At 36.4% G+C, this 14,552-nt stretch carries 17 protein-coding genes; 2 read left to right on the plus strand and 15 right to left on the minus strand.

Annotated elements, in window-relative coordinates:
- The first annotated feature begins 45 nt into the window (after positions 1 to 45).
- A complete protein-coding gene (locus tag HWQ49_RS02815; protein WP_188206044.1) occupies positions 46 to 297 on the plus strand; it encodes a ferredoxin in 252 nt (83 codons plus the stop codon).
- A 31-nt stretch (positions 298 to 328) separates the two neighbouring features.
- Here HWQ49_RS02815 and HWQ49_RS02820 read toward each other — a convergent pair whose 3' ends face one another.
- Positions 329 to 796, minus strand: a complete 468-nt coding sequence (locus HWQ49_RS02820) for a helix-turn-helix transcriptional regulator (protein WP_188206045.1) — start codon at positions 794 to 796, stop codon at positions 329 to 331.
- Between the two features lie 131 nt (positions 797 to 927).
- On the opposite strand from HWQ49_RS02820, the gene HWQ49_RS02825 reads away from it, so the two are divergent.
- Positions 928 to 1,419 carry an inorganic diphosphatase gene (locus HWQ49_RS02825; protein ID WP_188206517.1) on the plus strand — a complete coding sequence of 164 codons (492 nt, stop codon included), beginning with the start codon at positions 928 to 930 and terminating at the stop codon, positions 1,417 to 1,419.
- Positions 1,420 to 1,756: 337 nt separating this feature from the next.
- Here the strand turns inward: HWQ49_RS02825 and HWQ49_RS02830 are convergent, their stop codons facing one another.
- The 14 genes from HWQ49_RS02830 to HWQ49_RS02895 all read right to left on the minus strand — a co-directional run bounded on the left by HWQ49_RS02830 (position 1,757) and on the right by HWQ49_RS02895 (position 14,521).
- Positions 1,757 to 2,986, minus strand: a complete 1,230-nt coding sequence (locus HWQ49_RS02830; RefSeq protein WP_188206046.1) for a hypothetical protein — start codon at positions 2,984 to 2,986, stop codon at positions 1,757 to 1,759.
- Positions 2,979 to 3,512 (minus strand): RNA polymerase sigma factor SigX, encoded by a 534-nt coding sequence (locus HWQ49_RS02835; protein WP_188206047.1) that lies wholly within the window; start codon positions 3,510 to 3,512, stop codon positions 2,979 to 2,981. The genes HWQ49_RS02830 and HWQ49_RS02835 overlap by 8 nt, the downstream gene beginning before the upstream one ends.
- Positions 3,513 to 3,636: 124 nt before the next feature.
- On the minus strand, positions 3,637 to 5,382 hold the full coding sequence (locus tag HWQ49_RS02840) for an ATP-binding protein (protein WP_223154958.1): 1,746 nt from the start codon (positions 5,380 to 5,382) through the stop codon (positions 3,637 to 3,639).
- On the minus strand, positions 5,382 to 6,098 hold the full coding sequence (locus tag HWQ49_RS02845; RefSeq protein WP_188206048.1) for a response regulator transcription factor: 717 nt from the start codon (positions 6,096 to 6,098) through the stop codon (positions 5,382 to 5,384). The genes HWQ49_RS02840 and HWQ49_RS02845 overlap by 1 nt, the downstream gene beginning before the upstream one ends.
- A gap of 31 nt (positions 6,099 to 6,129) precedes the next feature.
- A complete protein-coding gene (gene ccsA, locus HWQ49_RS02850; protein ID WP_188206049.1) occupies positions 6,130 to 7,317 on the minus strand; it encodes a cytochrome c biogenesis protein CcsA in 1,188 nt (395 codons plus the stop codon).
- Positions 7,318 to 7,343: 26 nt separating this feature from the next.
- The gene (resB, locus tag HWQ49_RS02855) at positions 7,344 to 8,972 is read right to left on the minus strand and encodes a cytochrome c biogenesis protein ResB (protein WP_188206050.1); all 1,629 of its coding nucleotides are present in this window, start codon (positions 8,970 to 8,972) and stop codon (positions 7,344 to 7,346) included.
- A 31-nt stretch (positions 8,973 to 9,003) separates the two neighbouring features.
- Entirely contained in the window at positions 9,004 to 9,540 is a 537-nt protein-coding gene (resA, locus tag HWQ49_RS02860; RefSeq protein ID WP_188206051.1) for a thiol-disulfide oxidoreductase ResA, read from the minus strand.
- A 65-nt stretch (positions 9,541 to 9,605) separates the two neighbouring features.
- Positions 9,606 to 10,337, minus strand: a complete 732-nt coding sequence (locus HWQ49_RS02865) for a pseudouridine synthase (RefSeq protein WP_188206052.1) — start codon at positions 10,335 to 10,337, stop codon at positions 9,606 to 9,608.
- Positions 10,338 to 10,465: 128 nt separating this feature from the next.
- A complete protein-coding gene (locus tag HWQ49_RS02870; protein ID WP_188206053.1) occupies positions 10,466 to 10,993 on the minus strand; it encodes a spore maturation protein in 528 nt (175 codons plus the stop codon).
- 1 nt (position 10,994) lies between these two features.
- Positions 10,995 to 11,585 carry a nucleoside recognition domain-containing protein gene (locus HWQ49_RS02875; RefSeq protein ID WP_188206054.1) on the minus strand — a complete coding sequence of 197 codons (591 nt, stop codon included), beginning with the start codon at positions 11,583 to 11,585 and terminating at the stop codon, positions 10,995 to 10,997.
- Positions 11,585 to 12,478: a D-alanyl-D-alanine carboxypeptidase family protein gene (locus tag HWQ49_RS02880; protein WP_188206055.1), complete on the minus strand. Its 894-nt coding sequence runs from the start codon at positions 12,476 to 12,478 to the stop codon at positions 11,585 to 11,587. The genes HWQ49_RS02875 and HWQ49_RS02880 overlap by 1 nt, the downstream gene beginning before the upstream one ends.
- Positions 12,479 to 12,698: 220 nt before the next feature.
- On the minus strand, positions 12,699 to 13,160 hold the full coding sequence (locus HWQ49_RS02885; protein ID WP_188206056.1) for a DUF3907 family protein: 462 nt from the start codon (positions 13,158 to 13,160) through the stop codon (positions 12,699 to 12,701).
- Positions 13,161 to 13,202: 42 nt separating this feature from the next.
- The gene (scpB, locus tag HWQ49_RS02890; RefSeq protein ID WP_188206057.1) at positions 13,203 to 13,781 is read right to left on the minus strand and encodes an SMC-Scp complex subunit ScpB; all 579 of its coding nucleotides are present in this window, start codon (positions 13,779 to 13,781) and stop codon (positions 13,203 to 13,205) included.
- The gene (locus tag HWQ49_RS02895) at positions 13,781 to 14,521 is read right to left on the minus strand and encodes a segregation/condensation protein A (RefSeq protein WP_188206058.1); all 741 of its coding nucleotides are present in this window, start codon (positions 14,519 to 14,521) and stop codon (positions 13,781 to 13,783) included. The genes scpB and HWQ49_RS02895 overlap by 1 nt, the downstream gene beginning before the upstream one ends.
- Positions 14,522 to 14,552: the final 31 nt, after the last annotated feature.

The following is a 14,552-nucleotide window of genomic DNA, read 5'->3' on the forward strand; positions in this document are numbered from 1 at the left end:
ATTAATCCTCTACTATAATAATATACTTATTAGGAGGCAAGGACCATGGTAAAGTATACAATTGTAGAAAAGGACACTTGCATTGCATGTGGTGCTTGTGGGGCAGTCGCTCCTGATTTATTCGATTATGATGAAGAAGGGATTGCCTTTAACGTTGTAGATCAGAACACAGGAACTATTAATTTACCAGCGGAATTACATGAAGATTTAGAGGATGCTCATGATGGCTGTCCAACAGAGTCCATTCGAGTAGCGTCTCAACCATTTGATGGTGATCCCGATCGCTTTTCATACTAAATTTGTCCTACACCACTACAAGATGGCTGATTTACGGCCATCTTTTCTTAATTAAATCAAGGAAAATATTCTGCGTTTCATCTATATCAGTCGAACGAAAATGAGTTATAAGTCCTTGATCAATAATTCGATAGTGTTTGAAGAAATGATGCCTTTGTAATTGCAAACCTTTGCGCTCATCAATCGTTTCCCAAAACTGATGGAAGTAAGTAGATGATCTATCTATATCGAGCCTAATACTTGTCCGGCCAACTGATTGGATCAGTTCAACGGGATTTCTTTCGCCGAGAGTTTGCTTTAACAAGGCGCTTTCATTAAACAAAGCGACAAATGCCACTAATACTGTCCAGCTTGCAAGAATTCTCCCTTTCTCAATTTGAATTAATGACTTTTTCGATATTCCTAGAATCCTGGACATTTCATCTTGAGTTAGTTCTTGTTCAATTCTTACAAGCTTAAATTTAGGTGATAATACCTTTTGAACATCCTCCCTCTTCATCCCAAACACCCCTTCTAACACAATCAGACAAATTTTTTAGACTTTCCTATATTTTAACATGGTTGTTTCTTCCCTTACTATATAAAGATTGATATAATGAGTAATCGAACAAGTAGAATAAGGAGGAACAGATTGTGGCAAATAATAAAATTATTGATGTATTTGTAGAAATTCCTACTGGTAGCCAAAACAAATATGAGTACGATAAGGAACAAGGCGTATTTAAGCTGGATCGTGTACTCTTTTCACCTCAGTTTTACCCTGGAGAATATGGTTATATTGATGAAACCTTAGCACTTGATGGTGACCCATTAGATGCACTAGTATTAGTAACTAATCCAACTTTCCCTGGTTGCGTAATTGAGTCACGTGTATTAGGTTTCTTAAATATGATCGATGATGGTGATGAGGACCAAAAACTAATCGCTGTACCGGTTGAGGACCCTCGTTTTAAAGATGTTCATTCTTTAGAAGATATTCCGAAACATAAACTAGATGAAATTGCACACTTCTTCCAGACATATAAGGACTTACAAGGTAAGAAAACCGAAATTGGTGAATATGAAGGCGTAGAAGCGGCGAACAAATTAATTGATGATTGTATTGCCCGTTATAATCGCTAACTGAAACAATAAGCTGTCCCACATGTTGTATAAAACAACTGGGACAGCTTTTTTATCGTTTAACACATAAGCTATATGATGCTCAGTAACTTTTCGTTAGGTGGTGCTTTTCATTGACCTTTTGCGCTTCACACGAGGGCAAAACGGCATTGAGACCCCTTCTCTCTTACGTTTTTCGCTTCACACCAGGGCAAAACGGCATTGACACCACACTCTCGAACAATTTACCCCACCTAATTGCTCATAATGTCATTGAGCCCGACACACAGATTAGTTAATAAACATAACCCATCATTTGTGAAGTATTGCTTTGAAAAATGCAACTTAAAATTTAACTCTATCTAGTTAATGGATTGATATAGTCAGGTACTTCAGTGGATCCATTCAATAAATACTGGTTTAAATGGTCGATAGAATCTTCTGTATCAAATTCAACATATTGATACCCATATGATTTTGCCGTAAATAAAATAGCTTCTATCATGGTCAATAAATCTTCAGATGGTTCAAGTGGCTCACTTGGATCAAGTTCAATGGATACAGTCTGTTGATCTAATTCATTAATGACAAGCTCTAAATCCTCATAAATTGTAGATTTAATATCGAGTGTTTCGTTACCCTCTTTCATCATTTCTAAAGCTTCTTCAAAAGTATAACTTGGCTCTATCTGTTCAGGCACTAAATAACTTTGTCTATCCTCATCAACTTCTTTGAGTCGATATATTTCAGGCTCGCGTTCAGGTACTTCAAGCTGATCGAACTCCCCAAAGTGTGATAGCATAGCGGTTTCATTTTGATCACTTTGAAACCTGACTAAATCGATACCAAACTGATCAAAAAAGCTTAATATACCTGTTATAAGTAAATTCTCTGCCGAACTTCCACCAACATACTCATCCGTTACATCGTTATCAATCTCAATGATAGGCTGGCCATCTTCATGGTCACCAATATATTGAATAGGTTCATAAAGAGATGATTGGAATTCATCCATTTGGTCAAAGATCTCTGTAATATAATCAATACTTTCATACGGTTGATTTGTTGGATTGGGCACCGTCACTGGAACTAGGTATTCTAATTGATGATCTGGAATATAAAGTGTGACAAACTGATTAGCTTCATCTTCATCAACATATAAAGCCTTAGACTCTAAGTTAACATCAGTGATTTCTGACTCCATGCCGCTGTCTTCTGCTGTATCTTCGTTGAAATGCTCAGCTTCATCCATACTTGAGAAATTGTTAGCGTCATCGTCCGTATTTTTTTCTACTTCTGAACCTTCTCTTTCTTCGGTAGTGGATTGACCCATATTAGCATCAAAAGTCGAAGCATCTTCCATTTGACTACCGCTACCAAAAAACTGCATACCGACAATAAAAGCTAAAAATAACCCGGCGGCTGTTGCAAGTAAAGGCATCCATACAGGCTTTTTATGACGCTTGGGGACGTTTTCGTCTAACTGTTCGGCTATTTTATCATAGTAATGATCAAACGTCTGTTGGTCCTTAATTTGGGGCATTTCCGACAACAGTTTTTCTATATCTTTGTTTTCGTATTTACTCATCTTCCACGCCCTCCTTCGCTTGCTCCATAATGTCTCTTAGGTGTTTAAGAGCCCGATGTTGAGTTGTTTTTACCTTACTTTCGGACCAACCTAAAACATTAGCCGTTTCTTTAATCGACATTTCTTGTATATACCTTAAAACAATAACCAATTTATGGTTTTCAGAACATAAGTCTAAGCAACGATACATTTGCTGAACTGACTCGTTTTTGACAGCTACTTCTTCAGGAATTGGGCTCTGATCTTGGATATACTGTCCATATTCTTCAAACTCATAACGTTCAGCCGTATGTTTTTTTCTGGTCCCTTGTTTTCGAAAATAATCAATTGTGATATGTCTTGCTATTGAGAATAACCATGTCTTTTGGCTACTTTTGCCAGCAAAAGAATCATATGATTTCAAAACTTTGATATATACCTCTTGAACAAGATCCTCAGTAGTTGCTTGATCCTTAACCATATAAAAAATAAATTGAAATAAGTCCTGATGATATTCTTCATAAAGCTCCTGAAAGATGTTTTTCATCTTCGAGCCCCCGTTCACTACTATTAGTCGTTTTAATTCAATAAAACGTTACAAATATTTTAACATAAAATTTGGAGCATTATAGATTGACTTTTTATCAACCTATAATGCTCCACCTATACCACTAGTTTTCATAGGGTATCGTAAATGTGAAAGTTGTTCCTTCTCCCAATTTACTTTTAGCGTATATCATTCCACCATGTGCCTCTATAATATGTTTAGCAATCGATAACCCTAATCCAGTTCCTTTTTCAGAGCGGGTCCGTGCCTTATCACTTTTGTAGAAGCGTTCAAAGATAAACGGTAAGTCTTCTTCAGCTATTCCGGATCCATTATCTGTTACATCCACTACTAATGCCCCGTCTTGATCATATACTTCAACATTTACTTTGCCACTCTCGTGTGTATGTCTAAAGGCATTATCAATAAGATTAGTCAAAACCTGTTCAATACGATCAGGGTCAAACTTTAACAATAGGTTTTCGAAATGAACATTCGAGGTAAATTGAATGTTTTTATCATCAGCTAGTGATGAGAATTTTTTCGTGATCCGATTAATAAATTGGTTGACTCTCACTTCTTCTACGCTTAATTGAATATGACCTGCTTCCATCCTAGCTAAATCCAATAGCTCATTGACGAGCCGACTCATTCTAAGTGATTCATCATAAATGATCTTTGCTAATTCTTGCTTTTCTTCCTTTGTTTCTGCAACGTCATCTACAATTGCCTCAGAATAACCTTGCATCATAGCTATCGGTGTTCTTAGTTCATGTGAAACGTTTGCTAGAAAGTCTTTTCTTAATTTATCTAACTGTCTTTCATCAGTCATATCTCGAATTATGGCGACTGTCCCAGTTACGACTGATTCGTCATAAAGTGGTGTCATCACCAATACATACGAGCGTCCTTGAACCGTTAGCTCAACTGAATATTCCTTTTTACCTGCTTGTACTTTTTTAAAATAATTGATGAGTTCATCAGGCAAGGCGTCTTCATTCACACTGGCTTCATATGAGAATTGCTCAAGAAAATGTTCGGCAGGTGGATTAATCAGCATAATTTCTTGTTTCTTATTAACAGTTATGACACCGTCGGCCATCGACTTCAGAATACTTGATAGCTGCGATTTTTCCTGGTTTAATGCTGTAATATGGTAATTGAGTTGCCTTCTCATTCTATTAAATGAGTTCGCCAATTCACCGATTTCGTCATATGTTAATACCGGAACTGTTGTATGGAATTCTCCCCTCGATAACTCAGCTGCAGCTTTACGCATTTTTATTAGAGGTGCAGTAATTCTTGTTGATAAGAAAAATGCAAAAATAGTTGTTAAAATAATGGCTATTGAAGCGGATAATAAGATGATCTTTGTCGTTTGCTCAGTCGTTTGTTCAACAACATTTAATGACTGGTAGACGAAGATCGCGCCTTGGCCATCATTTGATGGGATTCCTACAATTATAATTTCTTGATTAGATTCGGGTAAGGTAGTTATTTTCTTTATCGATTCATCCTCATCAAAAACTTGGTTAATCTCCGAATTAGTAATAAACCAACTAGGCTCTATATCCATAATAGAGTTTAATGAGGACTGATTTTGCCAATATTGATGTTCATCAAAGAAGACGGTCACTCTAGTTGATGGGTCCATCAACTGATTGATCGTCTCCATACCAAGTTCTTCATCCTCGTGACCTTCAATGACAGTTTTTACATTTTCAGCCTGATTTAACAAATTCATTTCTGCATCCTCTACATAGAAATTTTCAAAGAATTCAAGGAGAAGAACTGTTAAAATCATGAGGACGAAAGCCACTAGTAAAATAATCGTAAACCAGAGCTTAAAAACGACGCTTTTCCAAAACATTATGAATCAATAACCTCAAACTTATAACCAACACCCCAGACAGTCACGATCATTTTAGCTGCATCTTCAGAAACTTTGTTTAACTTTTCTCGTAGCCTTTTAACATGGGTATCAACCGTTCTTAGATCACCAAAGAATTCATATTCCCACACTTCTTTTAATAACTCTTCACGATCAAATACTTTATCTGGTGATTTAGCTAAATAATAGAGGAGTTCGTACTCTTTAGGTGTCAGACTCACTTCAACATTATCTGCTAGTACACGATGCGCATCTTTATCGATAGTCAGATGTGGGAAAACTAATACATCTTGTGAATCAGGTTTTGTTTCAAGATATTTAGTTGCAGATGCGCGTCTAAGTAAGGCCTTTACTCTCAACACTACTTCTCTTGGGCTAAAAGGTTTCACTATATAATCATCTGCTCCAACTTCAAAACCATGGACTCGATTAGATTCTTCACCTTTCGCTGTTAACATGATTACAGGTGTTGCCTTTTGTTCACGAAGCTCTTCACACACTTCCATCCCGTCTTTATTTGGTAACATTAAGTCAAGAAGAATGAGATCATAATCGACCTTTAATGCTTTAGATAAAGCAGAATCTCCATCTTCTGCTTCATCAATTTCAAAGCCTTCACGTGATAAGTACAATTTTAATAGACGACGAATTCTCTCCTCATCATCTACAACTAAAATCCTAGTTTCTTCAGACATATAAAGACAACTCCTTTAAACTTCAAATTAATTATGCATATGAATGTAAGCCTGCAATCACTAAGTTAATAACGATTAGGTTAAACATGATAATAACAAAGCCAATCACTGCTAACCATGCCGATTTCTTACCGTGCCATCCTTTAGCTAATCTTAAGTGTAGGAATACAGCGTAGAAAAACCAGGTAACAAGTGCCCATACCTCTTTCGGGTCCCATCCCCAAAAACGGCCCCAAGCTTCTTGTGCCCAAATGGCTGCAAAGATTAAGCCACCAAGTGTAAATAACGGAAAACCAATGGCAACCGCACGATACATAATGTCATCTACGACATCTGGACTGATTTTACCAAACTTAGGTTGTAAGTAAGCAGCTACACGTTGACGTAAAATTAAGCGGATTATAGCGTATAAAATTAAGCCAACAACTAATGATAGAACCAGTGAATTTAGCTTCGGACCTGCATCGACTCCTTGCATCCACCCTGGTGTTTCAAGACCAGAGGCAAAACGGTCCTCAGTTATGATTTCTGAATCATGTGGAGCAAAAAGTGCTGGCATGTCATATTCTATCTCCTCTTGATAACCATCAATTTCTTTTGTGAATACTGCCTCGTAATCCATTGCTCCAAACGTCGTTGACAGTATAATAAAGCCAATTGTAGATAGAATACCATAAATAATTAATTCTAGGAATGTTGTTTCTTTAGAACGAACAGATTGATCAACTTTAACAATTAAAAATAGCATTCCAGCTATAAAACTGATCGCCAAAATCGCTTGTGCTAACCCTACAGTTGTGACGTGAATATACAACCAACTAGACTGTAGTGATGGCACTAATGGTGCAACTTCTTGAGGAAACATACTTCCGTACCCAATAACCACAATCGCAACTGGCAGAGCAATTAAGCCTAATGCTGATATTCCGTAGACATAATGAATGACAATAAAAGCCAGAATTAACATCATGCCAAAGAAGTACACATATTCAAACATATTACTGACAGGTATATGGCCTGCTTCTAACCATCTGAAAATATATGACGTTAATTGTGATATAAAACCAATGATAGTAAAAATCATCGCATATTTAGTAGCTTTGGACTTTTTATTATCATCTCGTTTATTTCCAAGCGTCATTCCAAAGAAGGCTGTCGCAATTAAATAAATAAAAAATGTTGCATATAAAAAGCCACTACTGATCGAATAAAAATCCATTATATCCCTCCTTATTCATGAACCTATTATTTCATCTCCTGCTGGTCTGTAAATTCGCCTACATTTGTTCCACTTGTTACCTTATCTAGTTCCTGTTTCATACCGAACCAATTTTTATTGGTGTGAACACCAATGAGGTATTTGCCATCCTTCGGGTGAATCCATATCCGACGATGGTACCAATAAAGTCCTTGGACAACACCTATCATAAAGATAGCCGCACCAACTCCAAAGAGTGGTAATGTATAATCCTTTTTTACGGATAAGCCTGAAGCTGAACGACGATCGACTTCAGTCACTTCAACAGCTAATTGGTTTTCATCCGATAATGGAACAATGTCTTCTTGTAAATAGAAAAAACGTTCTAAATTGTTTGTTTCAGGGTTCTCAACGGAAAGAATCATCCCTGGGTTTCTAGGAAACTTAGAAAATGATGATGGCCCACTCTCTGTGAACTCTAATTCTGGAAACCATCCATCTACATTAACAGTTGTACCACTTTCCAACTCGAACTGAGGTGGGGCATCATCTGTATCAAATGTGAACTCACCTAAGGATTCATCTTCTAAACTAACCGTAAATGTCATGGAATCATACTCGGATTCGACTTGAGTACCTGCTTGATACAGTGAATAACCATCAAATGTAACCGGTTGGTTTAACCGAACTTCTCCTCGCTCAACCTCTTCAAGTTCTGGCTCTTGCCCAGTTATTGTTTCACCAACTGCTTTATAGATAATCGCGTTTGTTTGGAAGTTCTTCGGCACTGGGTTTTCAACATCTTCTAAAGCCATTCTAAACTGTTCCTGTTGTACAGGATCATAAACTTCATAAATAAACTCTTCATTTTTTACATAATACTCCTGATTTGTACTGGGAATAACTCTCGTTTCACCTTCACGGACCCATACATAATCCTCTACGTGCATAACCTCAAACATTCGGAAAATCGCAGCAATCAAAATTATAATTAAACCGATATGGTTCACATATGCTCCCCATCTTGAGAAACGGTTTTTTTCTGCCATAATATGTCCATCATCTTCGTATACTTTATACCGTTTGCTTTTCAGATTTGTTTTTAACTGGTTCAAATCATCTTCTGTCAGATTGTTATCTTCACTAACTAATCGTTGTCTTTTCACAAAGATTTCATGGCGTTTAGTTTTTTGATTTTTCAAAGCCCTGCGTAAAGGTACATAACGATCAATACTACAAATAATTAAAGATACACCTATGAGTGCCACTAATGTTATGTACCACCAAGAATCGTACATATTATGAAAACCTAACTGGTAAAAGATTTTCCCTGTTAGACCATATTCTTCAACATAGAATTGTGAAGAAGGTAGTGGTGAATTTTTAAATTTCTCTTGTGGATAGATGGTTCCTAACGCAGATAAGACAAGTGTAATAACAATCAGCCATACACCCACTTTTACAGAAGAGAAAAACGCCCATGTTTTATCAATAAACGTTCTTTTATAGGTTTTAGAACGTCTTGCACTACCTTCATAACGCATCTCTAAAACGTGTTTTTCGTCATTACCATCTATATGTTGATTACCTTCAATTGGTTTACCACAAGCCTCACAGAGCACCGTACCTTCATGGTTAATATGTCCACAATCACATTTTACTGATTTAACGCTCATTCAAACCCCTCACGATGTTATAGTTTGTTTATTACTGAGGTAATATTTCTAAGAAATACTCTTCTAATCTCTCAAGTGTTAATGGTCCTTGTACAACTCTTTCAATCGTCCCGTCAGGATTAATAAAATAAGAAGTAGGTAATGGTATAACCTCATAAGCTTCCATTACGGTTTCATTTTTATCGTGAACACTAGGAAAAGATAAATCTAAACTATTATAAAAATTATTGATGACGATCTCATTCTTATCTACACTAACAGCGATAATCTCGATCCCTTGATCGTTATATTCTTCATAAAGTTGATCCATATATGGCATTTCTTCTTTACACGGTTCACAATAAGTTGCCCAAAAGTTTATCATAACTCCTTGACCTTCTAGATCTGCTAATTCTATCGTTTCACCTTCTTGGTCTAGGCGATCTAACTTAAAGTTTGGTGCTGGATCACCTTCTTCCAGCTTTGGTCTATCTTGATTAGCGTTCACTACTAAAACAAAAATTAATGTAAGAACTAAGACGGATAAAACAATCGTTCTGAACACTAAACGTTTCTTCTTCTTTTCCATCTATACCACCTCTTAATGGTCATTATATCACTCGGCATTTCAGACACTTTATCAGTGTTTGAACATTATTTAACATTTTTATTTGTCAGATCAACGAGTTGTTTCACTTCATGAGGTGTTAACTCTCGGTACTCTCCTGGCTGTAATTTCCCTAAAGTTAATGTTCCAAAACGTTCACGCTTTAGTTTTTCAACGCGATAACCGATCGCTTCGAACATACGACGAACTTGTCTATTTTTACCTTGATGAAGGGTTAATTCAACCTTTGTTTTCTCTTTCTTTTTATCAACCTCTAGTATTCGTGCGTGGACACACTTAAGTCGTTCACCTTCATGTGTCACTCCTTTTTTTAAAGTCGTTAAATCTTGTTTAGTTAACATACCTTTCACTTTGGCGACATAGACTTTATCAACACCATATTTAGGGTGAATAAGTTTGTTAGTTAACGATCCATCGTTGGTTAGTAATAACAATCCAGTCGTGTCATAATCCAATCTGCCAACAGGATAAACACGCTCTTCAATATCCTCTCCTAATAAATCTGTAATCACGGAACGTCCTTTATCATCCTTTACAGAAGATAAGACTCTTCTTGGTTTATTAACCATAATATAGATGGGTGCTTCTTTTTCTATAAGTATATCATCAACTTCAACTTCATCGTTATTTGACACTTTTGTTCCTAATTCTTTAACTACTTTCCCGTTGACTTTGACCCGTCCATCTTGAATGAGAGTCTCCGCTTTTCTTCTTGATGTTACGCCACTTTTGGCAATAACTTTTTGTAGTCTTTCCATATACTCCACCTTCTTTTTTACAATTAGTTCGTTAGTTTAACCACTGACATTTCATATTCCTTAATAACAGTATGCCATTATAAAAGCGTTAACTTCACCTGTTAACGCTTTGTTTCATTTATATACCATTATGAACCAAAAATAAGGTAACATACAAACAACGATGCTATTATACCAATGAAATCTGCAACTAGTCCAACTTTAAGCGCATCTCCCATTTTCCTAATTCCAACTGCTCCAAAATAGACCGTTAACACATACAAAGTAGTATCCGTACTACCTTGCATAGTTGAAGCAAGTTGTCCAATAAATGAGTCAGGACCTTCTGTTTTAATTAAATCCGTAGCTATACTTAGTGAGGCTGTACCAGAGATCGGTCGAGTAATAGCCAGTGGTACAATTTCTGAAGGTATATGGAAAAATGATAAAACGGGATCTATTAAGCCAACAAAAGCATCTAATGCTCCTGATGCGCGAAAAATACTAATTGAAACAATCATTCCTAATAAAAAAGGAAGTAAGGAAATGGCCATTTTAACTCCTTCCTTACCTCCTTCAACAAACGTTTCATAAGTCGGCACTCGCTTATATGTACCGTATAATAATACGACCAAAATAATGAGCGGAATAATTAAATTACTAATATGTACTAACATCCTAAGTGAGTCTCCTTTGTCTCCGATAATAAAAATAGCGATCAACTAATATCGCTCCAATAGTTGAAATAAACGTAGCGATAATGGTTGAGCCAACAATTTCGGTCGGAGCCATAGAATCGTATTGCATGCGAATACCAATGATGGTTGTTGGCACCAACGTCACACTTGAGGTATTTAAAGCTAAAAAGGTTATCATCGACCTTGAAGCTTCAGAACTATCATTATTAAGCTTCTTCATCTCATGCATGGCTTTGATTCCTAAAGGTGTTGCTGCGTTCCCCAACCCAAATAAATTAGCTGAGAAGTTGGATAATATATAACCCATAGCCGGATGATTAGCTGGGATCTCTGGAAACAATCGAGTAAATATCGGTTTGAACAGTTGTGCCAGTTTCTCTAATAACCCAGCCTCCTCAGCAATTTTCATTAACCCTAACCAGAACACTAAAACACTAACTAAACTGATGGTTAATGTGACTGCTTCTTGTGCACTTGTAAAGATGACCTCATTCACTTCTTCAATAGTGCCATTAAAAAGCGCATAAACGATTCCAATAGCAGCCAAAGCTACCCAAATGATATTTACCATCAAATCGCTCCTTGTAAATACCGAAACGATTGTACGATTGAATCAAAGAATGTGTTTGGACTTTCCTCTTGATCGAAAAAGATCGGAATTTCCGGTTGTTCTTCAATTTGTTCGAAGCCGTGTTTATATAAAACGCGATGATCATTCCAATCATCAGACGCGTCAATGGTCACTACGACAATCTCTTTTCCATCTTGCTCGGCTGTTGTGACTAAAGTTCTACCTGCAACACTTGTATAACCCGTTTTACCACCCGTGCACACTTGATCAAATGTCATTAACAATTTATTTTTGTTCATCCAATAATAACCGACTTGATCGGATAAATAACGCTTAGTCCCAAAGATTTCTCTAAATTCATCGCTTGTATTCATCGCATATGCGGTTAATAAGGCCATGTCATAAGCTGTAGAATAATGTCCTTCCTCATCTAACCCATGAGGATTTTGAAATGAACTATTCTCCATTCCAATCCAATCTGCTTTTTCATTCATTAAAAAGGCAAACCCTTTTTCACTTCCACCTACATGCTCTGCGATGGCATAAGCTGCGTCATTTCCGGATCTAAGCATCAGTCCGTATAATAAATCTTTTAACGGGTATTCATCCCCTGGTTTCGTATATATAGACGAACCGATCGTCTTTGATGCTTGATTAGATATTTCAACCGGATCATCGAAATCACTATTTTCAATTGCAACGATAGCTGTCATTATTTTTGTAATACTGGCAATAGGGCGTTGGTCATTCATATTCTTTTCATAAAGAACCTCTAAATTTTCCATATCCAGTACAACAGCACTTTTAGCAGAAATGTGTGGTTCTGCTTTGGTTTGTACAGGTGGAACACTTAATAAAATAAATATGATAGAAAGCGTTATAATTTTTCTCATAAGAAATCTCCCATCCTGTCTTTAGTCACTAGTCAACATGTCCATCTCAAGAATAAGTATATGTCCAAGTTTTGTATGTATGCTTAAACTGTTAAGCAATGTTCCACAGTTTAGAATCATTTACTATTCCATACGTTAGATACCATAATTAAATGATCATTTAGAAAATACTGTACATAAAAAAAGCTAAGTGTGCCCAACACACTTAGCATAACTAACCTTATAACGCCTCCAGAAAATCAAGTTGCTCTCTTAACTCATGAAATGTAGGCTCAACGATATGAGTAACCTCAATAATATCCTCACCTGGATGGTTTTGGAACACAATCGAGCACTTATTAAGGTATGAAGCTCGACTGTCTTCATGCCAAAGGTCATCCTTTGGGGAGAAAAACTCGTGAATACACTTTTGATAAACTCCTTGATAAATCTTTTGTAATACTTCTTCTTGAATCTCCTCTGTAACCATTAAACGTTCAAGAGCTCGCTTACCCTCTGTACAGTAAACTTCCAAAAAGCGAAGGTGTTTAACAATCGCCATGACATATTCTTTATCTAAATTTAGATCGTTTTTAATAATCATATGAACACTTTTGTTATTTAAAAATTCTCCTAAATCTTTTTCAAGCGTAGATAGTTGGTGATAGATTTTCTTAGCATGAATATTTAACTGTGTGCTCATTGGACACAAGGTGACCTCCTTAGAGTACATATAATCAAAAACTTAAGCAGATGGTTCATCCATTTCTTCAAAGAATAAATCCGCCTCTTGAACTGCTTCCTTGAAGTCTTCATCGGGTAGAGGGGGTAATTCATCTAATGAGCTCAACCCAAAAAATGTGAGGAACTCTTTAGTTGTTTGGAATAAAATAGGCCGGCCACTCGTCTCCTTTCGTCCATTTTCTTCAATCAGAAATCGTGAAATTAACGTTTGAATCGGGCCGTCACTTTTAACCCCTCTAATTTCATCAATCTCTACTCGTGTGATTGGCTGACGGTAGGCTACTATTGCTAAAGTCTCTAAAGCAGCCTGTGAGAGTTTGGAGCTAGAGTTGGCCTCCTGCATCTTCTCAAAATATAAGGCATGCTCTGATTTAGTCGTTAAATAATAAACTCCTTTTTGTTCCAAGATCGATAAGCCTCTTTGACCGTGATCATAGTCATATTTAAGCTCTTCAATTAGAATTTCAGCAGTCTCCGCGTTCACGGATAGTACTTTTTTTATTTGACTCATAGCTAATCCTTCGTCCCCGGAGACGAATAATAAACCTTCTAATACACCTTTTAACTGATTTAATTCCATCATTCATCCTCCACTAAAGCAACTGTTATATCCTCAAAATTATTCATTTGATAGCACATGATTTTAAGGGATTTCATCAATTCTAATAAAGCTAAAAAAGTGGTTACAATCTCGAACCGTTCCTGATAATCAAATAGATTTTCAAATGAAGCTTTTCCTTTCATCTTTTGTAAGGATACTAAGACATCATTCATCCGTTCTTCAATTGAAATTTCTTGTCTTTGAACCGTTGTCTCCATAGGCTGTAAGAGTTGTTTTCTTCTTAATAATCTTTGAAAAGCATTTGTTAAATCTGTTACAGATAAAACTTCACTACGACTTACTTTTCGATCAGATTGGTAGTCTGTTAAGTCTAATGGGGGCCTAGTGTAAATTTGATTAGACTCTTGCTCTCGTTCTTTGAGCACATGAGCAGCTTCCTTATACTTCTTATATTCAACTAGGCGCTGGATTAATTCTTCTTGTGGGTCTTCTTCATATTCATCTTCTAATTCTAGTTCTTGCTTGGGCAAAAGCATTTTACTCTTAATCTCTAATAACGTTGCCGCCATAACTAAGTACTCACTAGCAATATCAAGATGCAAATCTTGCATCGTATGTATATAGTCCATATACTGATCAGTTATATCCTTTAAAGGAATATCGTAAATGTCTATTTCATATTGATTCACTAAATGAAGCAATAAATCTAATGGCCCTTCAAAGGCATCGATTTTTACCTGATAAACTGTTTTCTCCATTGACGTCACTCATTTCAATACGTTCGTCATT

The sequence above is a fragment of the Alkalibacillus aidingensis genome, from assembly GCF_014595945.1.
Taxonomy (GTDB): domain Bacteria; phylum Bacillota; class Bacilli; order Bacillales; family Alkalibacillaceae; genus Alkalibacillus; species Alkalibacillus aidingensis.